Here is a 25,126-nt window from a genome sequence, read left to right on the forward strand (position 1 = left end):
TGCCGCGCTATTGAGGGCGCAGTTTTCCGGAGCGATCCTTGTCCCGCGCCTCCCCTCCCTCGAAGAGCACCGTCCCGCCCGCGGGATTCGGCAGGCTGCCCGCCCTCCTGCAATGGTTTGCGGTCGGCGCGCTCTCGGTCGTCATCACGGTGCCGCTGGAATTCGGGGGCTTTCCCGCCGCCCTGCTGATGGGACCGATGCTGGCCGGCATCGCCGTGGCGCTGGGCGGGGGAACGATCCGCCTGCCGCGCATCTTCTTCTTCTTCGTCCAGGTCGTGCTGGCGCTGATGATCGCCACCACGGTCTCCGAGGATTTCCTCGGCACCTTCCAGCGCAACTGGCCGCTGATGCTGTTCGTCGTGGTCTCCGTCATCAGCATGAGCACGCTGTGCGGCTGGCTGATCACGCGCACCGGCATCCTGCCCGGCACGACGGCGATCTGGGGCTCCTCCGCCGGCGCCGCCTCGACCATGATGATGATGGCGGAAGCCTACGGCGCCGATGCCCGGCTTGTCGCCTTCATGCAATATCTGCGCGTCGTCTTCGTTGCCAGCCTTGCCACGCTCGTCGCCCATTTCGGCGGGCACGACGGCGCGGCGGTGCCGCCGCATGCCTGGTTCGAGCCGGTGCCGCTGCCGCCGCTCGTCCTGATACTGGCGGTCGGCATCGTCAGCGGCCTCGCCGGCCAGAAGCTGCGCATCCCGGCTGGTGCCTTCCTGGTGCCGTTCGCCCTGGCCGCCGTGCTCAATGCCTCCGGCGCCATCAGCATCGAGCTGCCGCAATGGCTGCTCGTCGTCGCCTTCACGCTGCTCGGCTGGAACATCGGCCTCGGCTTCACCCGCGCCATCCTCCTGCATGCGCGCCGGGCGCTCCTGCCGACGGTGCTTTCCATCCTCGCGCTGATCAGCTTTTCCGGCCTGCTTGCCGGCCTGCTGATCCTTCTCCTCGGCATCGACCCGCTGACGGCCTATCTCTCGACCAGCCCCGGCGGCCTCGATTCCATCGCCGTCATCGCCGCCTCCAGCAAGGTCGACGTCGCCTTCGTCATGACGCTGCAGACGGCCCGGCTCATCCTGGTGACCCTGTTCGGCCCGTGGCTTGCGCGATTCGTCGCCGATCGGGCTTAGGATCGATCGACATCCAGCCCAGGCCGGCATGAACCGAAAGGCCATTGGTCCTGGTCCATCGCGTTTTCAAGACGGATGGGTTTTCCATGCGGCGTCGCCTCGGCGGCGCGCGCCCAGCGGTCGGACAGCGCGGCCTGCTCCGCCTCGCTCGCAACGCCACGGACAGCCAGCAGCGAGGACAGCGCGGCAACCCAGCAGTCGAAATAATCGGCACCATCGGCCGCCCTTGCGGGCCGGTGAACCTCGCGCGACAAGGCCTCGGCCCACTCGCCCCAGGTGAAGACGCCCCGTTCGTGGAGGCGCACCGTCATCGCGAAGGCCTGCGCCTGCCAGGGTTCGGCGAAGACCGGGTCGCCTTCCCGGGATTTCGGCAGGCCGGGCGAATCGGCCGGCGTCTCACACCGGCTCAAGATAGCTCTCCCAGGCATCGATCGAGACGGTAAGGCCGGGCGCGGCCCCCTCGCCCCAAATCTCCGCCCCGTCGAAGACGACGGTATAGACCCATTGCGGGTTCTCGCCCTTGCCGTGCGCGCTGTCGTCCGGAAAGACGAAGGAGCCCTGCACGGTCTCGACCACGCCGACCTTGCCGCGGGCGTAGCGCGGCAGGCGGGTATGCGTCGCCGGATTGACATTGCGGGTGCGCACGCGCGCGCCGGCGGCAAACCGCGGCGCCGTGTCGACCGGCCGGTCGCATGGCCCGCCCCTCGCAAGAATGGCCGGCACCATCTGCGCCGTCAGCACGCGCTTCGGCGTCGCGCCCTTCTCCAGCATCCGGCCCTCGGCAAGCTCCGCCCCGCTGACGAAGCCGTGGCGCTGCAGAAGCGTTTCCAGCGCCCGGATCCAGATCTCGTAATAGCTCGCGGCAAGGTAGGTGGCCGGCGGGATGTTTTCCCGCGCATGGCGGCTTTCGTCGATGGTCCAGGCGCCGAAGGCGCCGCAGGAAAGCGTCACGCCGAGCGCCCGCTTTTCCCACTCGGCATGGAAATACGGCTCGTTAACCTCCGGCGCGACGGGGCCGAAACCGTGCAGGCCGCCGAGATCGTGCGGCCCGTTCATGCCCGCGCCTCGGGAGAAAGCGCCAGCCCGGTGCCGATCATGGCATCGCGCGTCACGAGATCGGCGAGCGCTTCCTGGTCGAGCCCCTCGCTGCCCGCCGGCCGCTCCGGCACGACGAGATAACGCAGCTCCGCCGTCGAATCCCACACGCGGATCTTCCGGTCGGCCGGCAGCGTGACGCCGAATTCCGCCAGCACGCCGCGCGGGTCCATCACGGCGCGCGCGCGATAGGCCGGCGCCTTGTACCAGACGGGCGGCAGGCCGAGCACGGACCAGGGATAACAGGAGCAGAGCGTGCAGACGACGAGGTTGTGCGTCTCGCCGTCGTTGAACACCGCCCGCATATGCTCGCCCTGCCGGCCGGTATAACCGAGGCTGGCGATCGCCGCCGTCGCATCCTGCTTCAGCCAGGCGGCAAAATCCGGCTCCGCCCAGGCCTTGGCGACGACGCGCGCGCCGTTGCGCGGGCCGATCTTCGTCTCGTAGGTCTCCACGATGACGTCGATGGCCTCCGGATCGATCAGGCCCTTCTCCGTCAGGATGGTTTCGAGCGCGCGCACGCGCGCTTCCATCGGCGAAAAATGGTTGTCGTGATGATGATCGTCGTCGTGGTCATGCATGTGCATGGCAGTCCCTGCGCTCCGGTCCGGCCTTCCTTTTACGCGTCTAGCGCAGCATCGGCCAGAGGCTTGCGACGAGCAGCAGGGCCATGGTGATGTTGAACCATTTCAGCCGCACCGGATCGGAGAGCCACTGGCGCAGCGCCGAGCCGAAGCCGGCCCAGGTGGAGACGCTGGGGAAGTTGACGATGGCGAAGGCGATGCCGACGATCAGCACGCTCATCGTGTAGTTCGCCGCGTTCGTATAGGTCGCCATGGCGGAGACGGCCATGACCCAGGCCTTCGGATTGACCCACTGGAAGGCGGCGGCTTCAAGGAAGCTCATCGGCCGCGCCCCCGTCTTGCCTTCGCCAAGCGAGCGCGACGTGCCGATCTTCCAGGCGATCCAGATGAGGTAGGCGCCGCCCGCGAACTTCAGCAGCGTATAGACCAGCGGCACGGCCTCCAGGAGCGCGCCGAGCCCGAAGCCGACGGCAAGCAGCAGCACGAGGAAACCGACGCCGATGCCGCACATATGCGGGATCGTGCGCACGAAACCGAAGTTCACGCCGGAGGCGAAGAGCATCATGTTGTTCGGGCCGGGGGTGATGGAGGTGGTGAAGGCGAAGACCAGAAGCGCCAAAAAAATCTCGATCTGCATGGGAGGTCCTGAATATCCCGGTTGTTTTTTCCGATTGATAGTCCATCTCCTTGCAACGACCAGCCAATTCTTGTCATGCATGCAATTTGGATGGCTGATGCATGGCCCATGCAAGCGGAGCGCAACATGAAAGCGGAACTACCGGCAGTCACCCTCCCCGGCGGTCGGCAGGTGCCGGCCCTCGGCCTCGGCACCTGGCACATGGGCGAAGGCGATGCCTCGATGGCCGAGGAGGTAAACAGCCTGCGCGCCGGCATCGACCTCGGCATGACGCTGATCGACACGGCGGAAATGTATGCCGACGGCGGCGCCGAGACGGTGGTCGGCGAGGCGATCCGGGGCCGGCGCGATGCGGTGTACCTCGTCAGCAAGGTGCTGCCCTACAATGCGAGCCGCAGCGGCACGATCGCCGCCTGCGAGGCGAGCCTGAAGCGCCTCGGCACCGACCATGTCGACCTCTACCTCCTGCACTGGCGCGGCCGCCATCCGCTCGCCGAGACGGTCGAGGCCTTCGAGGCGCTGAAGGCTGAGGGCAAGATCGGCGCCTGGGGCGTCTCCAACTTCGACAAGGACGACATGCTGGAACTGCTCGACGCCGCCGAGCCCGCCCGCCCCGCCGCCAACCAGGTGCTCTACAACCTGTCCCGCCGCGGCATCGAGTTCGATCTCCTGCGCTGGAGCCAGGTGCAGGGCATCCCGATCATGGCCTATTCGCCGCTCGACGAGGGCCGCCTCGTCGGCCATCCGGTGCTGGAGGAGATCGGCCGCATCCACAAGGCGAGTTCCGCCCAGGTCGCCCTCGCCTTCCTCCTGACCAGGCCCGGCGTCATCGCCATCCCGAAATCCGGCTCGCCGGACCGGGTGCGCGAAAACTTCCACGCCGCCGAGATCCGCCTGACCTCGGAGGACCTCCGCCTCCTCGACGAAGCCTTCCCCCCGCCGACGCGCAAGCGGCCGCTGGAGATGATATGATCCTTCTGAAAAGAAAAGGGCTTTTCCTTTTCCTGAAAAGCCCTCCCCACCCGCGACGTCATCCTCGGGCTTGACCCGAGGATCCACGTGACACGGCACGCCTTGAGTTTGTGGGTGGATCCTCGGGTCAAGCCCGAGGATGACGGAGGAGAGGCTTGAGGCTCTGCCAAGACGTCCAACGCGGAAGCTTCGTCCGACAGGTTGAAAGCACTCGCCCCCCTACCCGCTCACATGCCCTGCGGGCCGCGGTTCATCGCGGCGATGCCCGTGCGACACACTTCGCTGAGGCCGAGCGGCTTCATGATCGCGACGAACTGGTCGACCTTGGACGATTTTCCCGTGATCTCGAAGATGAAGTGGTCCGTGGTCGCATCGACGACCTTGGCGTGGAAGGCGTCGGCAAGGCGCAGGGTTTCCGCGCGCATCTCGCCGGAGCCCGTGACCTTGACCAGCGCCACCTCGCGTTCGATCGGCCGTTCCTGGCCGAGCACCTTCGCGCGAACGGTGAGATCGACGACCCGGTGCACCGGCACGATGCGTTCGAGCTGCGACTTGATCTGTTCGAGAACGCTGGGCGTGCCGCGCGTCACGATGGTGATGCGCGAAAGATGCGCCTCGTGCTCGGTCTCGGAAACCGTGAGGCTCTCGATGTTGTAGCCGCGGCCGGAGAACAGGCCGATGACGCGGGCAAGCACGCCCGGCTCGTTGTCGACGAGCACGGAGAGCGTGTGGCTCTCCGCGACCTGGGTTTCCTTGGCGATGAAATAGGCAGAGCCGGTGGGCTGAAGGTGTGCGTTCATGATGTTCTTTCCTCACGCAATTCCAAATGCAAAACCGCTTCACGCTTTTGCTGGAATCGCTCTCCTTTCCATCAAACGAGCTGACGGCCCTTGGCGTCGATCGCATTGGCGACCGCTTCGTCCGTGGCCTCGTCGGGCAGCAGCATTTCGTTGTGCGCCTTGCCCGAGGGGATCATCGGGAAGCAGTTGGCGAGGTTCGCCACGCGGCAATCGAAGATCACCGGGCGCTTGACGTCGATCATCTCCTGGATCGCGCCGTCGAGATCGCCGGGCTTGTCGCAGGCGATGCCGACGCCACCATAGGCTTCCGCGAGCTTGACGAAGTCAGGCATCGCCTCCGTGTAGGAGTTCGAAAGGCGGTTGCCGTGCAGCAGCTGCTGCCACTGGCGCACCATGCCCATGTACTGGTTGTTCAGGATGAAGATCTTGACCGGCAGGTTATACTGCACGGCACAGCTCATCTCCTGGATGCACATCTGGATCGAGGCATCGCCCGCGATGTCGATGACGAGGCTGTCGCGGTGCGCCACCTGCACGCCGATCGCCGCCGGGAAGCCGTAGCCCATCGTGCCGAGGCCGCCCGAGGTCATCCAGCGGTTCGGCTGCTCGAAGCCGTAGAACTGCGCCGCCCACATCTGGTGCTGGCCGACTTCCGTCGTGATGTAGGTGTCGCGGTCCTTGGTCAGCTCGTAGAGACGCTGGATGGCATATTGCGGCATGATCACGTCGTCGCTCGCCTTGTAGGCGAACGAGTTGCGCGCGCGCCACCTGGCGATCGACGCCCACCAGTCCGCCTGGATCGCCTTGTCGTAATCCTTCGCAGCAGCGCGCCACTGGCGGACCATGTCCTCCAGGATCGCACCGACATCGCCGAGGATCGGAACGTCGACGCGGACGTTCTTGTTGATCGAGGACGGGTCGATGTCGATATGGATCTTCTTCGAGTTCGGCGAGAAGGCGTTGAGGCGGCCGGTGATGCGGTCGTCGAAGCGCGCGCCGATGCAGACCATGACGTCGCAGTCGTGCATCGCCATGTTCGCCTCGTAGGAGCCATGCATGCCCAGCATGCCCAGCCAGTTCTTGCCGGAGGCCGGATAGGCGCCGAGGCCCATCAGCGTCGAGGTGATCGGGAAGCCGGTGATCTCGACCAGCTCGCGCAGCAGGCGCGAGGCTTCCGGCCCGGAATTCACGACGCCGCCGCCGGAATAGATGACCGGCCGGCGGGCCGAGCGCATCAGGCTGACGGCGGCCGCGATCTGGTTCGCGTCGCCCGTGAGCTTCGGCTGGTAGCTCTTCTGGATGGGCGCTGCGGAGGGCGGCGTATAGGTGCCGGTCGCGAACTGGACGTCCTTCGGGATATCGACGACGACGGGGCCCGGACGGCCGGACTGCGCGATGCGGAAGGCCTCGTGGATGATGCGGGCGAGATCGTTGACGTCCTTGACCAGCCAGTTGTGCTTGGTGCAGGGGCGCGTGATGCCGACCGTATCGCATTCCTGGAAGGCGTCCGACCCGATGAGCGTGGTCGGAACCTGGCCGGTGAGGCAGACGAGCGGGATGGAATCCATCAGCGCGTCCTGCAGCGGCGTGACGGCATTGGTCGCGCCCGGGCCCGAGGTGACGAGCATGACGCCGACCTTGCCGGTGGAGCGGGCATAGCCTTCGGCCATGTGGCCGGCGCCCTGCTCATGGCGCACGAGGATGTGCTCGATGTCGTCCTGCTGGAAGATCTCGTCATAGATCGGCAGGACGGCACCGCCCGGATAGCCGAAGATATGTTCCACGCCATTGTCTTTCAGGGCCTGCAAGACAATTTCGGCGCCCGTCATCTGATTTTCTGTTCCGCTCATCGGATTTCCGTCCGTCTCTTTCGTATTTCGGGTGATTATCGAATTTCTGGGCATAAAAAAAGGCCCCTTGGAGGAGCCTGTTTACCGCGCATGGGTGCTTTCGCCGGGTGGTTACACCACCCTGCCCATGCGCGTTCCCACCACAAGAATGATAGAGGTCAGATTTTTCATGGGGCGAAGTGTTAACGGCAAAGCCCCCGCGCGTCAACGCCTTTCCGTCTGTTTCGCAATGGCACGGATTCTGGCGCGAGCGTCAAATTACAACCAAAGGATGCACCAGGACGAAACGTCTTATTAAGCGGCAATCATTAGACTTCGCCTTTGATGGCAAGGAGTGCCGTGATTGCTGAACAGTGATTTTCAGAATTCCATTGTAGCCGGCGAGCAGGATCGCCGGAATGGCCTGTCGACGGGCAACCGGCTGCTCGGCCGCGTCGTCGCCTGCAATGGGTCGCACGCCACCATCAGCGCCGTCGCCGAGAGCGGGGAAACCGCACTCACGGAACTGTGGGCCGTCGGCCGCCTCATCTCCATTTCCGTCGGCCGCAACCGCGTCGTCGCGCTCGTCTATTCCATGTCCACCGACCAGCAGAGCTGGGTGGAAAACCACGACACGGTCTTCCGCATCGAGGTGGAACTGCTCGGCGAGGTGCATGTCAGCGCCGACGGCCGCGAGGAATTTTCCGCCGGCATCACCGATTACCCGCATCTCGGCGCCATCGCCCACCGCATCCGCGCCTCGGATCTCGCCAAGGTCTACGACACCGGCAAGAACGATGTCTGCGCCATCGGCAAGCTGACGCAGGACGAGACGCTCGACGCGACGATCCATGTGCCGTCCATGCTGGAGAAGCACTTCGCCATCGTCGGCACGACCGGCGTCGGCAAGTCCACCTCCGTCACGCTGCTGCTGCACAAGGCGATCCAGGCCGATCCGCGCCTGCGCGTGCTCATCCTCGACCCGCACAACGAATTCGCCTCCGCCTTCGGCGAGCTTGCGGTCATCATCGATACCGATACGCTGGACCTGCCCTTCTGGCTGTTCCGCCTGGAGGAATTCGCCGAAGTCGTCTTCCGCGGCCGCCCGCCGGTGCCGGAGGAGATGGACATCCTGCGCGACCTGATCCCGGAGGCCAAGCGCGCCTTCCGCGGATCGAGCGACAACGGCCTGATGCGCCGCACGAGCGAGAAAAGCTCGGTGACGGCCGATACGCCGGTGCCCTTCCGCATCGCCGACCTGCTCGCCCTCATCGACGAGCGCATCGGGCGCCTCGAAGGCCGGGCGGAAAAGCCGCACCTGCGCTCGCTCAAGGTCAAGATCATGTCGGCGATCAACGACCCGCGCTACCATTTCATGTTCTCCTCGAACACGATCACCGATACGATCCTCGACACGATCGCCCGAATCTTCCGCATTCCCGGCGACGGCAAGCCGGTGACCACCTTCCAGCTCGCCGGCATCCCGTCCGAAGTCGTCAATTCGGTCGCCTCCGTGCTCTGCCGCATGGCCTTCGAAATCGGCCTGTGGAGCAATGGCGGCGTGCACATGCTGGTCGTCTGCGAAGAGGCGCACCGCTACGTGCCGGCCGACATGAAGCTGGGCTTCATGCCGACGCGCCAGGCCATCGCCCGCATCGCCAAGGAAGGCCGCAAATACGGCGTCTCGCTCGGCATCATCACCCAGCGCCCCGGCGAGCTCGACCCGACGATCCTCTCCCAGTGCTCGACGATCTTCGCCATGCGCCTTGCCAACGAGCACGACCAGGAGATTATCCGCTCAGCGATCCCCAACTCCTCGTCCTCGACGACCAGCTTCATCTCCTCGATCGGCAATGGCGAGGCGATCGCCTTCGGCGAGGCCGTGGCCGTGCCGATGCGCATGCGCTTTTCGCGCGTCGATGCCAATCGCCTGCCGAAGGCGAACGGCACCGGCGTCAAGATCAGCGACGAGACGCCGCAAAGCGTCGACCTGCGCTCCATCGTCGCCCGCATGCGCGCCATCACCGGACCCGACATTTCCGGCTTCCAGAACGCCTATCTCGCCGCCCAGGGCCAGAATGGCTCCTTGCCGACCGGCTACGAGGATGCGCCCTACGAGGACGAGGAGGATTACATCGAGACGCTGCAGGCCGCGCGTCCCGCCGCCCAGCCGTCCCAGCACGAGCCGTACCGGCCCGACATGCTGCCGGGCGCCCAGGGCGCCTACGACCCCTCGCCTCAGGAGCGTTTCGAGGCGATCCGCCGGGAATTGGCCTCCGAGCCGCAGCGCCCCGCTGCCGATCCCTATCGCCAGCCGGCACGCCCCGCGCCCGCCTTCGGCGAGCAGCAGGAGCCGCGGCGCGAGGGCTCCATCCGCGAACAGCTTCTCAAGAAGCCGCTGAGCAGCCTGATCCGGCGCTAGGGCGAGCGGAACCCTCCTGCGTCTTGAGACTTGTGGTGCCTGTCGCGGAAGGCCGCTACGGACCCTCACTGGTCGTGCCCGCGGCGGCCAGCGGGTCGATGCGCTGCCAGCTCTCGTCGAGCTGGTTGCGGAACCAGGTCATCTGGCGCTTGGCATATTGCCGCGTCGCCGCCGCGCCGCGCGCGACGACCTCCGCCGCACTCATCGTCCCGGCCAGCATCGCCGCGATCTGCGGCACGCCAATCGCCTTCATGACGGGCATGGCGGGCGAAAGATCGAGCGCCAGCAGCGCCTGCACCTCCTCCACCGCGCCGGATGCCAGCATGTCTGCGAAGCGCCGGTCGATGCGGGCGGCCAGCACCGCGCGGTCCGGCAGGACGACCAGCTTCTCCGCCCGGTCCGCATCGATGACGGCCGGCCCCGTCGCCGCCTGGAAGGCCGAGATCGACTGCCCCGTCGCCTCCAGCACCTCCAGCGCCCGCACGATCCGCTGGCCGTCGCCCGGCTTCAGGCGCGCCGCCGTTTGCGGATCATGCGCCTCAAGCACAAGGTGCAGGGCCTCGGCCCCCTCGTCCGCAAGCCGGCCGCGCAGGTGCGTGCGGACGGCCTCGGGAATCGCGGGCATGTCGGAGAGCCCGCCCGTCAGCGCGCGAAAATAAAGGCCGGTGCCGCCGACGAAGACCGGCAGTTTCTCCCGCTGCCGCAATTCCGCAACGACCGTCGCCGCCTCGCGCAGCCAGTCGCCGGTCGAATAGGCCGCGCCGGCCGGCACATGGCCGTAGAGCCGGTGCTCGATGCCGGCCATGTCCGCCGGCTGCGGGCGGGCGGTGAGCACGTTCAGCGTGTCGTAGACCTGCATGCTGTCGGCGTTCACCACCACGCCATCGTGCTCGGCCGCCAGCCGTACGGCGAGCGCGGACTTGCCGCTGGCCGTCGGGCCCGTTATCAGGATCGCGTCCCGCTTTCGATCAAGGTTTCTCATCATGGCTTTCGTTGCCACGCTTGTCGCCAATCCGTCAAACCCCGTCCTGACGCCTAGCCTTGCAGAAAAGGCCGCCGATGCGGTCAAGGCGTCCGGGCTCTACTGGCTTGCCGACGGCATCGCCTGCGACATCGCGCTGCGCGACGGCAGCGACCTTGGCGCCGCGGAGGCCGCAATCCGCGCCGTCATCGGCGGTGAGCCGGTCGATCTTGCCATCCAGGAAGCGGAAACGCGGCGCAAGAAACTGCTGATCGCCGACATGGATTCGACGATGATCGGCCAGGAATGCATCGACGAGCTCGCCGCCGAAGTCGGCCTCAAGGACAAGGTCGCGGCGATCACCGCCCGTGCCATGAACGGCGAGATCGCCTTCGAGCCCGCGCTTCGCGAGCGCGTCGCCCTTCTCAAGGGGCTCCCGGTCTCCGTTATCGACGAGGTCATCGAAAAACGCATCACGCTGACGCCGGGCGGACGCGAACTGATCGCGACGATGAAGGCCAAGGGGTATTATACCGCCCTCGTCTCCGGCGGCTTCACCGTCTTCACGAGCCGCATCGCCGCCATGCTCGGCTTCGACGAGAACCGCGCCAACCTGCTGCTCGACGCCGACGGCAAGCTCACCGGCGCGGTGGCGGAGCCGATCCTCGGCAAGCAGGCCAAGGTCGACGCCCTCATCGAGGTTTCCGAACGGCTCGGCATCTCGCCGGACGAAGCCATGGCCGTCGGCGACGGCGCGAACGACCTCGGCATGCTGCACCTGTCGGGTGCCGGCGTCGCGCTGCACGCCAAGCCGGCCGTCGCGGCCGAGGCGAGGATCCGCATCGACCACGGCGACCTCACCGCCCTGCTCTACCTCCAGGGCTACCGCAAATCCGACTTCGTGACCGGCTGATGCCCATCGCCACGACCAGGCGCCTGGCGCTCAGGAACTGAGAGGAAAGGGACCGGGACCTCTTCCACGAGATCAATTCCGATCCCGTGGTGATGGAATTCTTCCCGTTCCAGCGCACGCGCGCCCAGTCCGACGAGCTCTTCGAGCGCATCCGCGGCATCATCGCCGAGACCGGCCTCGGCTTCTACGCGCTCGCCGAGCGGGAGAGCGACGCCGCCCTCGGCTTCTGCGGCCTTTCCCGCACGACGGACCGGCTGGAACCGCACCTGCCGGCCGGCTCGGTGGAGATCGGCTGGCGGCTGGCGCGACGCCACTGGGGCCGGGGCTACGTCACCGAAGCCGCCGAACGGCTGCTCGCCTACGGCTTCGAGGAAAAAGGCCTTGCCGAGATCGTCTCCTTCGCCGTCGCCGGCAACACGCGCTCCATCGCGGTCATGCGGCGCATCGGCATGCGCGCCGCGCCGGAGCGGAATTTCGACATGCCCGGCCTCGACGACCCCACCCTTCGCCCGCATGTCCTCTACGCGCTGGATCGCGCGGGCTGGCAGAGCCGCTGAGAGCCCCCATAAAACGGCCGCTGAAGCAACGCTCCAGCGGCCTGATTCCATCTCGCAGCTTTCGCCCGCAAGCCCCTGAAGGGACTCGCCCTTAATCGATGCGCACGGTGATGTAGCGCAGCGCTCCGGTGCGGTTGGCGATCATCATCAGCGCGTTGCGGCGGTCTTCCGACTTCAGCTTGGCGATGCGGGTCTTGACCTCTTCCGCCGTCGTCACCGCCTCCTGGCCGATCTCGACGATCACGTCGCCGGGCACGATGCCGCGCTCGGCGGCGGCCGAATCGGGCGCCACCTCGGTGATGACGACGCCCTTGACGCTTTCGACGATCTCGAAGGTCTTGCGCGCCTCCTCGCCGAGGTCGCTGATGCCCATGCCGAGCACCGTGTCGGCCTTGCTGGGCTGGGCCTCGCCGGTCTCGGGCGCCATGCCTTCCTCCGTGGTGCCCTCGCCCTCCGTCACCTCGTCCTCGCCGGCCTGCTTCTCGCCGTCCTCGAGGCGGCCGAGCGTGACCTTGACGGTCATTTCCTTGCCGTCGCGCAGCAGCACGACATCGACGGCCTTGCCGACCGGGCTTTCGGCGACGACGCGCGGCAGGTCGCGCATCTCGTCGACATCCTTGCCGTCGAAGCGGATGATGACGTCGCCGGTCATGATCGAGCCGTTGTCGACCGGCCCGCCCTTGATGATGCCGGCGACGAGCGCGCCCTTGGCCTGGCTCATGCCGATGCTTTCGGCGATGTCGTCGGTAACCGGCTGGATGCGCACGCCGAGCCAGCCGCGCCGTGTCTCGCCGAAGTCGCGCAGCTGCAGGAAGATGTTCTGCGCAAGCTCCGTCGGCACGGAGAAGCCGATGCCGATCGAGCCGCCGGAGGGCGAGATGATCGCCGTGTTGATGCCGATGACCTCCCCCTTCATGTTGAACAGCGGGCCGCCGGAATTGCCGCGGTTGATGGCGGCGTCCGTCTGGATGAAGTTGTCGTAGGGACCGGCATTGATGTTGCGCCCGCGTGCCGAGATGATGCCGACCGTCACCGAACCGCCGAGGCCGAACGGGTTGCCGATCGCCATCACCCAGTCGCCGATGCGCATGGTGCGGGAATCGCCGAAGGGCACCGCCTTCAGCGGCGCTTTCGGCTCGACCTTCAGGAGCGCAAGGTCGGTCTTCGGGTCGGTGCCGACGAGCTTGGCCTTCAGCTTGGAGCCGTTGGCGAAGTTCACCTCGATATCGTCCGCGCCCTCGATGACGTGGTTGTTCGTGGCGATGAAGCCCGAGGGATCGATGACGAAGCCGGAGCCGAGCGAATTGACGGTCTGGCCCTGGTTGCCCTCCTCGCCGCCTTCCCCCTTGAAGAACTCGTCGAAGAAGTCCTGGAAGGGCGAGCCTTCCGGCACCTGGGGAACGGGCGCCTTGTCGTCGCTCTTGACGTTCTGCGAGGTGGAGATGTTCACCACGGCATCAAGCAGGCTTTCGGCGAGGTCGGCGACCGATTCCGGGCCGTTCGGCTGGACCTGCGCCGCCGCCGGAACGGCAAGCGGTCCCCCCGCGACCAGCGAAAAACTCACCGCGAACGCGAGTACCGCATGGGCAACGCTGGACCTCATCTTCAAAGCCATGGTCGGCATCCTCTTTCGTCTGGATTGTCGCAGCGAGTGTTTGCCTCGGATACGGCAAAAATCAGTCCGCCGCGCTGAAATCATGTGAAGTCTTGCCCGTCTTCGCGGGCAGCCGCAAGGGCCGCGTTCACGCGCCGCGGATGAACCAGACCATGGCGACGCCCAGCGCCACGGCGGCGAGCCCCGACATGCGCAGCTGGCTTTCCGGAATCTGCGGCAGCATTTCCGCCATGCGCTTCAAAACCGAAGGGGCCAGTGCGTACACCAGCCCCTCGATGATCAGGAAGAACGCGATCCCCATCAGGAAATCGGACATGCCGTTCTCAGTTTGCGGTCGATGGCGTCGTCGCCGTGCCGTTGCCGGTGCCCGTCGCCGCACCCGAGGTCGCAGGCCTCATGCCCGCAGCGTCCTCGAAGTAGCGGAAGAACTCCGACTGCGGCGACAGAACCAGCGTGGTGTCGGACGAGGTCATCGAGGTCCGGTAGGCGCTCATCGACCGGTAGAAGTCGAAGAAGTCCGGGTCCTGCGAGAAGGCTTCGCCGAAGACGCGGTTGCGCTCGCCTTCGCCCTCACCTCTGAGGATTTCCGAATCGCGCTGCGCGGCCGCGATGAACTCGACGACCTGGCGGTCGGCGATGGCACGGCGTCGCTGGCCCTCTTCGTTACCGCGGGCGCGGATGAGTTCGGCTTCCGCCAGACGCTCGGCCTTCATGCGGTCGAAGGTCTGCTGCGAGACTTCCTGCGTCAGGTCCGTGCGGCGGATGCGCACGTCGGAGATCGTGAGGCCGAGGTTCGAGGCGTCGTTCGTCAGTTCGCCGCGCACTTCACGCATCATCGAGGCGCGCTCTTCGGAAAGCGCGGATTCGAAGCCGCGCAGACCGTAGACCCGGCGCAGCGCCGCATCGAGACGGGTGCGCAGGCGCGCTTCCGCCGATTCCCGGTCGCCCGAGACCGCTTCGCGGAAGCGGCGGGCATCGGTGATCTTGTAGACCACGAAGGCATCGACCTCGTAGAACTTGCCGCCCGAGACCTGGACGCGGATGTCGTCGAGGTCGAAGCGCAGCGCCTGGTCCTGGATATACTGCACGCTGTCGGCGTCCATGAAGCCGAAGGGCAGCTTGAAGTAGAGGCCGGGCTCGGCTTTGACGTCCTGGATCTGGCCGAAGCGGATGACGATCGCCTGCTGGCGCTCGTTGACGACGAACACCGAGGAATAGGCGATGAAGAGGAGAACGCCGATGGCGATCAGGATTGCCGGTACACGATTGCCCATTACTGCGTGCCTCCCGCCTGCTGCTGGCTGGTCGACCGGCCAAGTTCGTTGAGGGGAAGGAACGGAACGACGCCCTGGCCGCCCTGCTTCTCGTCGATGATGACCTTCTTGGAATTCTGCATCACGCCTTCCATGGTTTCAAGGAAGAGGCGCTTGCGGGTGACGTCCGGCGCTGCCTTGTACTGTTCGTAGATGGACAGGAAGCGTGCCGCCTCACCTTCCGCTTCCTTGACGACGCGATCCTTGTAGGCGGCCGCCTCTTCGCGGATCTGCGCGGACTGGCCGCGGGCAAGACCCAGCTTCTGGTTGGCGTACTGGTTGGCTTCCTCGACGAAGCGGTCCTCGTCCTGCTCGGCGCGCTGCACCTCGTCGAAGGCATCGGCCACCTCGCGCGGCGGGGCCGCGTCCTCGATGGCGACCGTGTTGATCGAGATACCGGAGCCGTAGGCGTCCATGGTCGCCTGGATCGTCGTCTTCACGCCTTCCGCGATCGCCTGGCGGTTGTCGCGGAAGATGTCCTGGGCGGGACGGCGGCCGACGACTTCGCGCATGGCGCTTTCGGCAACCTGCTGCAGCGTCTCGGCCGGGTATTCGAGGTTGAAGAGGTAGGACTGCGGATCGGTGACAGAATAGAGCACCGAGAACTGGACGTTGACGATGTTCTGGTCGCCCGTCAGCATCAGGCCGGAGCTGTCGGAATTCGAGGAGGCCGTGCGGCGGCCGATATTCTGCTGCTGCTCGGTGATCTTCACGAGTTCGACGGTTTCCAGCGGCCAGAGGTGGAAGTGCAGGCCGGGCATGGAGACTTCCTGCTTCGGCTTGCCGAAGCGCAGCTCGACGCCGCGCTCGTCCGGCTGGACGGTGTAGATGGAACTCATCAGCCAGAAGACGCCGACGAGCAGCAGCGCGATGACCACGACGCCGCCGTTGATGCCGCCGGGCATGACGTTCTTCAATTGGTCCTGGCCGCGCCGGATGATGTCCTCAAGGTCGGGCGGGCCGCCATTGCCGCTTCCGCCGCCGCCGCGGGGGCGGTTCGGTCCCTGCCCCCATGGCCCCTGATTGTTTCCGCCGCCGCCGCCCCAAGGGCCGCCGCCGCCGTTCTGATTGCTCCAGGGCATCAATACCTCTTTCTTTATATCCCTACGTGCCGCATTTCGCGGAGTGTTTCACCGCGCAACGCGAGGTGAACCCGTTATAGGTATCCCTCCGGCACCTTTCAACAAATCCGCGTGGGCTTGCGGGCCTGTGCGGCAAAATAGTTCGTGATCGGGGGCTTATGCGGCCGCTTTTCGGCGCCAGGTGACAAAACGCATGGCGTGGCTGTCCTTCTCGCCCTGCGGAATCGGCTCTTCCACCGCCTTTTCGAAGACGGCCGGGTCGATGTCGGGAAAGCGCGCATCGCCCTCCACATCCGCCTCGACATGGGTGGCATGCAGGATATCCGCCCGGTCGAGGGCCTGGGCGTAGATCTGCCCGCCGCCGATGACGCAGACCTCGTCGACGCCCAGTCTTCCCGCCTCCCGGCGTGCGGCGGCCAGCCCCTCCTCGAGCGAGGAGACGACCTCGGCGCCGGGCGCGGAAAAGGCCGCGTCGCGGGTGATGACGATATTCGGCCGGCCCGGCAGCGGCCGGCCGATCGATTCCCAGGTCTTGCGGCCCATCAGCACCGGCTTGCCGAGCGTCAGCTGCTTGAAGCGCTTGAGGTCCGACGGCAGGCGCCACGGCAGGTCGCCGTCGCGGCCGATGACGCCGTTCCTGGCGACGGCCACGACGAGGACGATCTTGGCTTCAGTCATGCGGACACCTGGAAATCAGACGGCGATGGGCGCCTTGATGGTTGAATCGGCTTCATAGCCGATCAGGGTGAAGTCCTCGAACTTGAAGGAGAAAAGGTCCTTCACATCGGGATTGAGCTTCATGAAGGGCAAGGGTTTCGGGCGGCGCGTCATCTGGGTGCGCACCTGCTCGAAATGATTGGAGTAGATGTGCGCGTCGCCCAGCGTGTGCACGAAGTCGCCCGGCTGCAGGCCGGTCGCCTGCGCCACCATCATGGTCAGCAGCGCATAGGAGGCGATGTTGAAGGGCACGCCGAGGAAAATGTCGGCGGAGCGCTGGTAGAGCTGGCAAGAGAGCTTTCCGTCCGCCACGTAGAACTGGAACAGGCAATGGCAGGGCGGCAGCGCCATCTCGTCGACCAGCGCCGGGTTCCACGCCGAGACGATGTGGCGGCGCGAGTTCGGATTGCGCCTGATGCTGTCGAGGACGGCGACGATCTGGTCGAGATGGCGCCCGTCATGGGTCGGCCAGGAGCGCCACTGGTAGCCGTAGACCGGGCCGAGCTCGCCCTCGGCATCGGCCCATTCGTCCCAGATGGTCACGCCGTTCTCGTTGAGATAGGCGATGTTGGTGTCGCCCTTCAGGAACCACAGGAGTTCATGGATGATTGAGCGCAGGTGCAGCTTCTTGGTGGTCAGCACCGGAAAACCTTCCGAAAGGTCGAAGCGCATCTGGTAGCCGAAGACGCCGCGCGTGCCCGTGCCGGTCCGGTCGGCGCGGTCGGTGCCGTTTTCCATCACATGGGCGAGAAGGTCGAGATATTGCTGCATGGTCGCCGCCGATTCGTTGTCCAGCGTGAGATACTAGAGCGGGAACGGCGGCGTCCAAAGCGTGAAATCGGGTTGTCCCGGTTTTCCTCAGGCGAGCGCGCCGAGCGTGCCGAGCTCCTTGGCGGTGAGATAGTAGAAGGTGACGCGCGATTTGGTGCGGTCGTCGGCCATGGTCTTGCAGACGGCCTCCACGGCCTTGTCGGCCGCCTCGCCCGTGATGCCGAACTTCTTGGCGCACCACTTTTCCTTGACGCGGTTCAGCTCTTCCGGGTCGGAGCAGGAGACGAGCGAGGAGTCGCGGTTGCGCAGCGCGATGCCGAGATGGCTCACGATCTTCTTGACGATGGCCTCGTCCGCACCGCTGTCATACTTGCGGACATCTGCGAGATAGTCGGTCATGGTAGCTCCTCTACGATCTCTCGGCCGCCGCCGTCATGACGGACCTGCCGCGTGCCATGTTTTTCATGCGGTCGCGGCAAGTCAAGTGCTAATAAAGCCCGACCATCCCGTCCCGCTCGCCGGCTTCCAGGGCCGAGGCCCGCGGAAACCCCGCCCTCCGCTCGCCGAAACCGCCCGAGCCCGAAAACTTTGCCAGATCCCTGTCACAAAGCCCTTTTCTTGGGGGCCGAGAGCGCCTATATGAAAGGTGCTGCCTCGGCAGCTATGGCAATAAACGGGCGGTGTAATAAACCCATTGGACCCGGGGGCGGTACCCGGCGCCTCCACCAAAAACCGGTCTTTCCAGGCGGACCGGCTTTTGATGGGGGCGAAATAGGATCGACAAGGGCGTAAAGATCGACTTTTTGCTCGGCATTGTACCACCGTTATCGGGCTAAACTTGTAGTTGCAAACGACAACTATGCGGAAGCTCGTCTCGCTGCCTAATGGCGGTGTGACACTTCACTCAAAGTCCTGACGGGTCGCACCGGCAGGCGGGGTCCGAAGGCACCTGGCAACAGAAGCCTTCACCTTCTCCAACCTCTTGAAATGGTCTATAGCTGTGCCAGATGACTCGTGCCGACAGGTATGAGGCCGGGGCAGTTCCAGCAAAAGCGTGAAGCGGTTTTGCGTCCGGAATTGCGTCGAAACAAGGGACGGAGCATTTCTGCGTTTCGAAGAAAAGCACAAATGCTCTCATGCAATGCCTGAACACAAAGGCTGGAAGAAAGACAGGAACGGATGGCGCAAGACCATATTCGCTATGACATTCTCGCCCAGGACGCGCTGCGCAGCGTCATCCGCAAGGTTTTGTCCGAGGTCGCCGTCACCGGGCACCTGCCGGGCGAGCACCACTTCTTCATCACGTTCCTCACCAATGCCCCCGGCGTGCGCATCTCGCAGCACCTGAAGGCGAAATATGCCGAGCAGATGACCATCGTCATCCAGCACCAATTCTGGGACCTCAAGGTCACCGAGAGCCTGTTCGAGATCGGCCTTTCCTTCTCCGACACGCCGGAAAAGCTCGTCATCCCGTTCAACGCCATCCGCGGCTTTTATGACCCGTCGGTAAGCTTCGAACTGGAATTCGACGTGCCGGCCGTCGAGGAAGACGGACACTCCGCCGAGATCACGGCCTACCCCGCCTTCGCGGAAAAGGCGGAGGAAGCCATCGAGGAGCCGACGCCGCCGACCGGTGGCGACGACAACAACAAGGGCGGCTCCGTCGTCTCGCTCGATTCCTTCCGCAAGAAGAACTGAGGTCGCGCGATGAGCGGCGACGTCGTCAATCTCCGCCAGGTCCGCAAGCAGAAGGCCCGCTCCGAAAAGGAAAGGCAGGCCGAGCAGAACCGCATCAGCTTCGGCCGCACCAAGGCTGAAAAGGCACTGACGCGCGCGCTGAACGACAAGGCGCAGAAGACGTTCGAACAGGGCCATCTGGAACGGCCCGGCCGCGACCCCGAGGATGGCGAAGGCTGATCTTTCAAGCCCTTGCCGCCGGGACCGGACTCGATACCGGAGAACGTTCCGGCGCTTTCAAGGCAAAGCGGGCAGCCCCTTGCTCCCCGCGCCTTCGGGCAAGCAAGAACCGTTGCGCGCTCCCGGAATGCTCCAACCGGACGGCGCCGGGGCGCAGGAATGGGCATGATCCGCAAATATTCGACGACCCTGCACGGCCACCGCACGAGCTTCTCGCTCGAGCCCGCCTTTCATGACGCGCTAAGAGCTATCGCCGACGAGCGCGGCCTGCCGGTCGCCGCCCTCATTCGTGAAATCGACGATGCCCGCGGCGTCGAGGGCAACCTCTCCTCGGCGCTGCGCCTCCATGTGCTGGACTGGCTGAAACGCAAGGCAGACGGCGCAACGTAGCGCACGGCCCGCAAGAGGCCTTGCCGGCTTCCCGGCGGGCCACATCCGCGGCGGCATGGACCACAATTCGCTGTTCCCGAAACGCGGAACGGCTCAGTTGACACCCGGCAGTGCGTCGAAATTCAGGTTCTGCCCGCTGTCGACGGGCGGCAGTTCGCCGCCCCGCTCCACGCCCTCCTCCGGCGAAACCGGAAGGCGGCGGCGTTCCGCCTCTTCCTCCGCCCGGCGGGCCTCATCCGCCGCGCGCTGCTCGGCGCGGCGGCGGGCCTGTTCCTCGGCCTCCAGCAGGCGGCGTGCGTCGTCCGCGGCCTTGCGGCGAGCGCTTTCGGCCGCTTCCGCCGCTTCCCGCGCGGCCCGTTCCTGCTCGGCGCGCACGCGCGCCTCCGCACGGCGGCGCTGCTCTTCCTCCATCTGCAGGCGCATCGCCTCGGCCAGCGTGGCCCGCGCCTCGGCGCGCGAACGATAGAGGGCCGCCTCGCGCCTGAGGCGCTGCTTTTCCAGCACGTTGGCCTGCAGGGTCTCCACCCGGCGGCGCTCCGTCTCGAAGCGCCGCAGCGACAGGTAATTGGCGAGCGGCTGCACGTCGAGCGCGACACCCGGCGCCTCCACGAGGCCGCGATAGTCAAGCACCACTTCGGGCTCCGCGCCCGCCAGCGCCTCCTCGCCCGCCGCGTAGGTGACGGACAGCCGGCCCGCCATCGCATCGCCGGCAAGGTCGATATCCGCATCGCCGGAGAAACCGGCCCTGCCATCCCCGGCCGTCACGCTCTGGACGCGCAGCTTGCCGCCGGCAAGCGCGAAGGGCATGCGCACCGTGCCCAGCGCCGCCTCGCCCTTGAGTATCGCATCCGCCGCGAAACCGGCGACGCGCTCGGGCGTGATATCATCCTCGATACCGTCGGCCGCCGTCAGCAGCGCCGGCAGCGCGCCGGTATCGAGCCCGCGCAAGGTGAGATCGGAGAGCCGCGCCTCGCCCGAGCCGCTGGCGCCCTCGACCATGGCGCGCACGCTTTTGCCGGAAGCGTCGACGGCCAGTGTCACATCCGCCTTGCCCATGGCGACGGCGCCCTGCGGGCCGCTCCAGACGATCCTTGCCAGATCGGCGCCGGAAAGCTCCGCCCGTGCCTCGAACAGGCCGTTCTCCTCCGCATTGGCGACCTTGAGCCGTCCGGCAAGCCGGCCGCCCAGCCAGTCGCCCGCCATGTCGGTCAGCGCCAGTTCGCCCCCCTTCCAGACGAGGTTGCCCGAAAATCCCTCCACCGCGCCGTAGAGCCCCGGCCAGAACGCCCCGGCCTGCAGCGCGACGGACACATCGGCGGCATCCTGAAGCGGCTGCACGAGCGGCGCGGTGTTCAGCCCGCCGTCAAGAGGATCCGTCACCGGCCCGGCGACAGCCTCGGCGAGGAAGGCGAAATCGACCGTATCGAAACGCAGCGCGCCCGTTCCCTTGAGCGTCGCCGCCGTGCGGTCGAGCGTCAGGCGGCCGGAAAAGGCGTTGCGCTCGGCCTCCCCGACTATGTCGGTGATCGTGATGGCCTCGGCGCTCGTGGCGACGGACGCCTGCAGCGCAAGCGGCAGGCCGGCGCCAGCCTGCGGCACGGCGATGCCGTTCATCATCAGATAGGGCTCGATGTCGTCGCTTTTCGCCGAAAGCGCGAGCGTACCGGCCGGGAAACCGGCGGCGGAGAGCGCAGCCGTGCCCTTGATGGAGATCGTCGTGCTGCCCGCGTTGAAGGCCGCAGAGACATCGGCCGGACCGTCCTCCGGCTGCGTCACGCGGAAGGTGACGCTGCCGTCGGGGTCCGCATCGAAGGGCAATGGGTCGAGCCCGACCTGCCCGGCCAGCACGACCGACTGCGGATTGAAGATGCTGCCTTCAAGCTCGAAATTGCGCCCCACGAGCAGGTCGGCGGGTGTCGCTGCGGAGAATCTCATCTCGACCCGCCCGTCGTTGACCGGGCCGCTGAGCGTCAGCGTCGCCGGATTCTCCGCCCCTGAGACGGCCAGGCGGACGGCGAGGTCCGCATTGTCGTAGTAGCCGGAATTGGCAAGGAAACGGGCGAGCACGGGATGGGCCGGCAAGTGCCGCGCCAGCAGCTCGGCCACCGGACGCATCGCGGCCGCCTTCACCCTCATGTCGAGCCCGGCGCTCGGCGCAAGAAGCGAGCCGCCGAGCGTGCCGCTGGCCGAGACGGCCGCGCCGTCCAGGGAGGCGATGTTGAGGCGGCTCAGCGTCAGAAGGCCATCCCTGACGGACAGCGCCGCGTTGACGCCGGAGGCGCTTTCGCCGAAGGCGAGGAAACGATCGGCCTTGACGTCGAGCGCGATCGAATGATCCAGCACGGTCGAAAGCGAGGCATCGCCCGCGACAAGGCCGACAAGCGCCTGGAGCGATTCCAGCGCGACTTCGTTGCCGCGCAATTGCAGCGACAGGGTGGGCGCGGCATCCGCGCGCGATTCCCGCTCGATACGCCCGAGCAGCGAGGCGCCGCCGATGGCGATTTCGAGGTTTTCGAAGCGCTGCAGTTCGTCGGTGAGGTTCACTTCGGCGGAAAAGCCCGCCGTCTTGAGCTTGCGGATTTCCGGATCCACGGATCCGGCAAGCCATGTCGCCAGCCCCGACGGCTGGTTCGAGGCGACCAGCAGGTCGCCGACGAAGCCGCGGTTCTGCCTGAGCGTCAGCCGGCCCTTGGCCTCCAGCGTGGTGCGGCCGGGCAGAAGCGCATCCGCCCGGTCGATCCGCCAGCCCTCGCCGTCCGGTTTCACGTCGAGGCGCACCTCGCGCACCGTCGTATCGCCGACCACCACGGCCGGCAGGAACAGGCTGGCGCGGCCGGGCACCTGGGGGATCGGGATGTCGGCGGCGATCGCCAGCAGCGCCTGGAGTCGCTGGCGGGCGGAAACCTGCGGGTTGCGGCCGGTCTTGCCCCCCTCGCCGTTGTTGCCGATGCGCGAGACGTCGATCTGCTGGCCGTCGGCGATCAGGAGGAATTCCGGTGCGCGGCCGGTGTCGAGCGTCGCCTCGCCCGTCACCACATAGGGGTCCTCGGACGGGCCGGCCTCGAGGCGATAGTCCGGCACGCGGATGCGCTCGTTGGAAAGCTCGAACTTGCCGGCGACGCGGATCGGATCGGCCGGTCCCTCGCCCTTCGGCCGCGGCTTTTCCGCGATGGTGAAGTCGCCGTGATATTGCGGGCGGAAATCGACGACCTTCAGCGCACCGTCGAGATCGGCGGTGAAGGCGAGCCGGTCGGGCACGATGCGGGCGCGCAGGGAAAGCGCGCCGTTCTCCGCCTGGCCGCTCGAAAGCTGGAAGGCCCCGCTCTCGCCGTCGAGCGCCGCGCGCCCGTCGATGCGCCACGGGCCGGCGAGCGACTTTGCCGAGACCTGCGCATCAAGGCCGGTGACATGGCGGGTGCGGCCGGTCTGCGCATCGACGAATTCGATCTCGCCGCCGGTGATCGTAACATTTTCGAGGATGACGGTGCGGGCCGGGATATCGGACTTGCGGCCGCGCGCCCAGTCCAGCGTGCCGTCCTCGAAAAGCCTGATGCGCGCCTTCGGCTCCTCGATGCGCATGTCGAAGATCAGCGCCTCGCCGGAGAGGAACGGCGCCAGTTCCGCATCCATGGAGAAGCGCGCCACCTCAACCAGCGGCTGCCCGTCCTCGGGCGCCCCGACACGCACGTCGTTGAGCGTCACGGAGGGGAACGGGATCAGCCGGGCATCGACGCTGCCATGCACCACGACGGTGCGGCCCATGATGCGGCTCGCCTCGCGCTCGAAATCCTGGCGGAAGCTGGTCCAGTCGACGAAGAGCGGCGCGAGCAGCGCCGCAAAGAGCGCCACGACCACCAAGCCGCCAACGAAGAGCATGATTCTCGAAAGCACGCCGCCTGCCTTGAATTTCGTTTCACCGCCTCAGGATAACGACTAATTGCCCGAGAGGGTCGAAAAAATCTTGCCGGGGTTCAGAATGTTGTCCGGATCGAGCGCCTGCTTGATCTGCCGCATCAGCTGGACCGTGCCGCCGAGCTCGCCCGGCAGGAAGGCCTGCTTGCCCTGGCCGATGCCGTGCTCGCCGGTGCAGGTGCCGTCCATGGCGAGCGCCCGGGCATTGAGTCGGCCGACGAAGGCCTCCACCTCGGCGACATGCGCCGGGTCCTTGTCGTCGAAGACGAGGCTGACATGGAAATTGCCGTCGCCGGCATGGCCGACGATCGGCGCCAGGAGCCCGTGCTCCTCGATGTCGACCTCCGTTTCGGCCACGCAGTCGGCAAGGCGCGAGATCGGCACGCAGACATCGGTCGCGATCGCCTCCCAGCCGGGCCGCAGCGCCTTGGCCGACCAGTAGACATTGTGCCGCGCCTTCCAGAGCTTCGCGCGCTCCTCCGCGTCCGCGCTCCACTGGAACGCCCCGCCGCCGCACTCGGCGGCGATAGCGCCGAACTCCTCCGATTGCAGGCGCACGCTGTCCTCGTTGCCGTGGAACTCGACGAAGAGCGTCGGCTGCTCCGGCAGCGTCAGGCCGGAATAGGCGTTGCAGGCCTTGATCTGCAGCGTGTTGACGAGCTCGATGCGGGCGACGGGAATGCCGAGCTGGATGGTCATGATGACGGCATTGCAGGCGTCCTTCAGCGTCGGGAAGCCGCAGATGCCGCCGGCGATGACCGAAGGAATGCCCTGGAGGCGCAGCGTGATCGAGGTGAGCACGCCGAGCGTGCCCTCGGCGCCGACGAAGAGCCGCGTCAGGTCGTAGCCGGCGGAGGATTTTCGCGCGCGGCGGGCGGTGCGGATCTCCTCGCCGGTGGCCGTGACGGCGGTCACGCCGAGCACATTGTCCTTCATCGTACCGTAGCGCACCGCATTGGTGCCCGAGGCGCGCGTCGAGGTCATGCCGCCGATCGAGGCATTCGCGCCGGGATCGATCGGGAAGAACAGGCCGGTATCGCGCAGGTGGACGTTCAGCTCCTCGCGCGTGATGCCGGGCTCGACGGTGCAGTCGAGGTCTTCGGCATTGACCTCCAGCACCCGCTTCATGTTGCTGAAATCGATGGAGATGCCGCCGTTCGGCGCGTTCACCTGCCCCTCCAGCGAGGAGCCCGTGCCGAACGGGATGACCGGCACCTTCAGTTCGGCGCAAAGGGAGACGACGGCCTTCACCTCGTCGGCATTCTCGACGAAGACGACGCCGTCCGGCAGCTGGGCGGGAATATAGGTGGTGGTGTGCGCATGCTGGGCGCGGATCGCCTCGCCCGTCTGGAACCGCGCCCCGAAGCGCCCGGCAAGACGCGGCAGCGCCGCGGCGATGCCCTCCTCGTTGCGCGCGCCGCCCCTGATATCCGCCAAAGCCATCGTCAAATCCTCAACCCTGTGCGGATTTACTCAGCAAATTGAGGGACGTCTGTCCAGCCGCAATTGCGC

General features: G+C 66.4%; 23 protein-coding genes, 1 other RNA gene and 1 pseudogene. 9 read left to right on the plus strand and 16 right to left on the minus strand.

Annotation, left to right across the window (positions count from 1 at the left end; all coding sequences use genetic code 11):
- The first annotated feature begins 38 nt into the window (after positions 1-38).
- Positions 39-1,127 (plus strand): AbrB family transcriptional regulator, encoded by a 1,089-nt coding sequence (locus AABF56_RS09885; protein ID WP_272805789.1) that lies wholly within the window; start codon positions 39-41, stop codon positions 1,125-1,127.
- Here AABF56_RS09885 and AABF56_RS09890 read toward each other — a convergent pair.
- From AABF56_RS09890 to AABF56_RS09905, 4 genes are read right to left on the minus strand one after another with little or no spacing between them, the layout of a single operon-like run.
- The gene (locus AABF56_RS09890; protein ID WP_272805790.1) at positions 1,124-1,537 is read right to left on the minus strand and encodes a nitrile hydratase accessory protein; all 414 of its coding nucleotides are present in this window, start codon (positions 1,535-1,537) and stop codon (positions 1,124-1,126) included. The genes AABF56_RS09885 and AABF56_RS09890 overlap by 4 nt on opposite strands.
- Positions 1,524-2,183, minus strand: coding sequence for a nitrile hydratase subunit beta (gene nthB / locus AABF56_RS09895; protein ID WP_272805791.1), 660 nt, complete (start codon positions 2,181-2,183; stop codon positions 1,524-1,526). The genes AABF56_RS09890 and nthB overlap by 14 nt, the downstream gene beginning before the upstream one ends.
- A complete protein-coding gene (gene nthA, locus AABF56_RS09900) occupies positions 2,180-2,809 on the minus strand; it encodes a nitrile hydratase subunit alpha (protein ID WP_272805792.1) in 630 nt (209 codons plus the stop codon). The genes nthB and nthA overlap by 4 nt, the downstream gene beginning before the upstream one ends.
- Positions 2,810-2,849: 40 nt before the next feature.
- The gene (locus AABF56_RS09905; protein ID WP_244766707.1) at positions 2,850-3,443 is read right to left on the minus strand and encodes a LysE family translocator; all 594 of its coding nucleotides are present in this window, start codon (positions 3,441-3,443) and stop codon (positions 2,850-2,852) included.
- Positions 3,444-3,569: 126 nt separating this feature from the next.
- On the opposite strand from AABF56_RS09905, the gene AABF56_RS09910 reads away from it, so the two are divergent.
- On the plus strand, positions 3,570-4,415 hold the full coding sequence (locus AABF56_RS09910) for an aldo/keto reductase (RefSeq protein WP_272805793.1): 846 nt from the start codon (positions 3,570-3,572) through the stop codon (positions 4,413-4,415).
- Between the two features lie 227 nt (positions 4,416-4,642).
- On the opposite strand, the gene ilvN is transcribed toward AABF56_RS09910, so the two are convergent.
- Together ilvN and AABF56_RS09920 are read right to left on the minus strand one after the other, a co-directional pair.
- Positions 4,643-5,215: an acetolactate synthase small subunit gene (gene ilvN, locus AABF56_RS09915; protein ID WP_244766709.1), complete on the minus strand. Its 573-nt coding sequence runs from the start codon at positions 5,213-5,215 to the stop codon at positions 4,643-4,645.
- A 71-nt stretch (positions 5,216-5,286) separates the two neighbouring features.
- On the minus strand, positions 5,287-7,065 hold the full coding sequence (locus tag AABF56_RS09920; protein ID WP_272805794.1) for an acetolactate synthase 3 large subunit: 1,779 nt from the start codon (positions 7,063-7,065) through the stop codon (positions 5,287-5,289).
- A gap of 343 nt (positions 7,066-7,408) precedes the next feature.
- Here AABF56_RS09920 and AABF56_RS09925 point away from each other — a divergent pair, with 343 nt between their 5' ends.
- Positions 7,409-9,466: an ATP-binding protein gene (locus AABF56_RS09925; RefSeq protein WP_272805795.1), complete on the plus strand. Its 2,058-nt coding sequence runs from the start codon at positions 7,409-7,411 to the stop codon at positions 9,464-9,466.
- 55 nt (positions 9,467-9,521) lie between these two features.
- On the opposite strand, the gene miaA is transcribed toward AABF56_RS09925, so the two are convergent.
- Entirely contained in the window at positions 9,522-10,451 is a 930-nt protein-coding gene (gene miaA / locus AABF56_RS09930) for a tRNA (adenosine(37)-N6)-dimethylallyltransferase MiaA (RefSeq protein WP_272805796.1), read from the minus strand.
- Between miaA and serB the strand changes: the two genes are divergently transcribed.
- Together serB and AABF56_RS09940 are read left to right on the plus strand one after the other, a co-directional pair.
- The gene (gene serB / locus AABF56_RS09935; RefSeq protein ID WP_272805797.1) at positions 10,450-11,340 is read left to right on the plus strand and encodes a phosphoserine phosphatase SerB; all 891 of its coding nucleotides are present in this window, start codon (positions 10,450-10,452) and stop codon (positions 11,338-11,340) included. The two genes, miaA and serB, sit on opposite strands and share 2 nt — an antisense overlap.
- Positions 11,340-11,897, plus strand: a pseudogene (locus AABF56_RS09940) (GNAT family N-acetyltransferase). Before serB ends, AABF56_RS09940 begins: the two are co-directional and overlap by 1 nt.
- Before the next feature lie 91 nt (positions 11,898-11,988).
- On the opposite strand, the gene AABF56_RS09945 reads toward AABF56_RS09940, so the two are convergent.
- The 7 genes from AABF56_RS09945 to AABF56_RS09975 all read right to left on the minus strand — a co-directional run bounded on the left by AABF56_RS09945 (position 11,989) and on the right by AABF56_RS09975 (position 17,794).
- A complete protein-coding gene (locus tag AABF56_RS09945) occupies positions 11,989-13,512 on the minus strand; it encodes a DegQ family serine endoprotease (RefSeq protein ID WP_272805798.1) in 1,524 nt (507 codons plus the stop codon).
- 127 nt (positions 13,513-13,639) lie between these two features.
- On the minus strand, positions 13,640-13,828 hold the full coding sequence (locus tag AABF56_RS09950) for a DUF2065 domain-containing protein (protein ID WP_272805799.1): 189 nt from the start codon (positions 13,826-13,828) through the stop codon (positions 13,640-13,642).
- A gap of 7 nt (positions 13,829-13,835) precedes the next feature.
- Positions 13,836-14,786: a protease modulator HflC gene (gene hflC / locus AABF56_RS09955; protein ID WP_272805800.1), complete on the minus strand. Its 951-nt coding sequence runs from the start codon at positions 14,784-14,786 to the stop codon at positions 13,836-13,838.
- Positions 14,786-15,907, minus strand: coding sequence for an FtsH protease activity modulator HflK (gene hflK, locus AABF56_RS09960; RefSeq protein ID WP_244766718.1), 1,122 nt, complete (start codon positions 15,905-15,907; stop codon positions 14,786-14,788). The genes hflC and hflK overlap by 1 nt, the downstream gene beginning before the upstream one ends.
- A gap of 156 nt (positions 15,908-16,063) precedes the next feature.
- Positions 16,064-16,585 (minus strand): dihydrofolate reductase, encoded by a 522-nt coding sequence (locus AABF56_RS09965; protein ID WP_272805801.1) that lies wholly within the window; start codon positions 16,583-16,585, stop codon positions 16,064-16,066.
- 15 nt (positions 16,586-16,600) lie between these two features.
- Positions 16,601-17,395: a thymidylate synthase gene (locus tag AABF56_RS09970; protein WP_272805802.1), complete on the minus strand. Its 795-nt coding sequence runs from the start codon at positions 17,393-17,395 to the stop codon at positions 16,601-16,603.
- A gap of 87 nt (positions 17,396-17,482) precedes the next feature.
- On the minus strand, positions 17,483-17,794 hold the full coding sequence (locus AABF56_RS09975) for a DUF2853 family protein (protein WP_064330457.1): 312 nt from the start codon (positions 17,792-17,794) through the stop codon (positions 17,483-17,485).
- Positions 17,795-18,004: 210 nt separating this feature from the next.
- Here AABF56_RS09975 and ssrA point away from each other — a divergent pair.
- The 4 genes from ssrA to AABF56_RS09995 all read left to right on the plus strand — a co-directional run bounded on the left by ssrA (position 18,005) and on the right by AABF56_RS09995 (position 19,702).
- Positions 18,005-18,365: a transfer-messenger RNA gene (gene ssrA, locus AABF56_RS09980) on the plus strand.
- A gap of 209 nt (positions 18,366-18,574) precedes the next feature.
- Positions 18,575-19,093 (plus strand): SspB family protein, encoded by a 519-nt coding sequence (locus AABF56_RS09985; protein WP_244766722.1) that lies wholly within the window; start codon positions 18,575-18,577, stop codon positions 19,091-19,093.
- A gap of 9 nt (positions 19,094-19,102) precedes the next feature.
- Positions 19,103-19,312 carry a DUF4169 family protein gene (locus AABF56_RS09990; RefSeq protein WP_244766723.1) on the plus strand — a complete coding sequence of 70 codons (210 nt, stop codon included), beginning with the start codon at positions 19,103-19,105 and terminating at the stop codon, positions 19,310-19,312.
- A gap of 165 nt (positions 19,313-19,477) precedes the next feature.
- On the plus strand, positions 19,478-19,702 hold the full coding sequence (locus AABF56_RS09995) for a ribbon-helix-helix domain-containing protein (protein ID WP_272805803.1): 225 nt from the start codon (positions 19,478-19,480) through the stop codon (positions 19,700-19,702).
- A 93-nt stretch (positions 19,703-19,795) separates the two neighbouring features.
- On the opposite strand, the gene AABF56_RS10000 is transcribed toward AABF56_RS09995, so the two are convergent.
- Both AABF56_RS10000 and AABF56_RS10005 read right to left on the minus strand, forming a co-directional pair.
- Positions 19,796-23,593, minus strand: a complete 3,798-nt coding sequence (locus tag AABF56_RS10000; RefSeq protein ID WP_272805804.1) for an AsmA family protein — start codon at positions 23,591-23,593, stop codon at positions 19,796-19,798.
- A gap of 42 nt (positions 23,594-23,635) precedes the next feature.
- Positions 23,636-25,057: an FAD-binding oxidoreductase gene (locus tag AABF56_RS10005; protein WP_272805805.1), complete on the minus strand. Its 1,422-nt coding sequence runs from the start codon at positions 25,055-25,057 to the stop codon at positions 23,636-23,638.
- Positions 25,058-25,126: the final 69 nt, after the last annotated feature.

It is taken from the genome of Shinella sp. WSC3-e (assembly GCF_945994535.1).
Classification (GTDB): domain Bacteria; phylum Pseudomonadota; class Alphaproteobacteria; order Rhizobiales; family Rhizobiaceae; genus Shinella; species Shinella yambaruensis.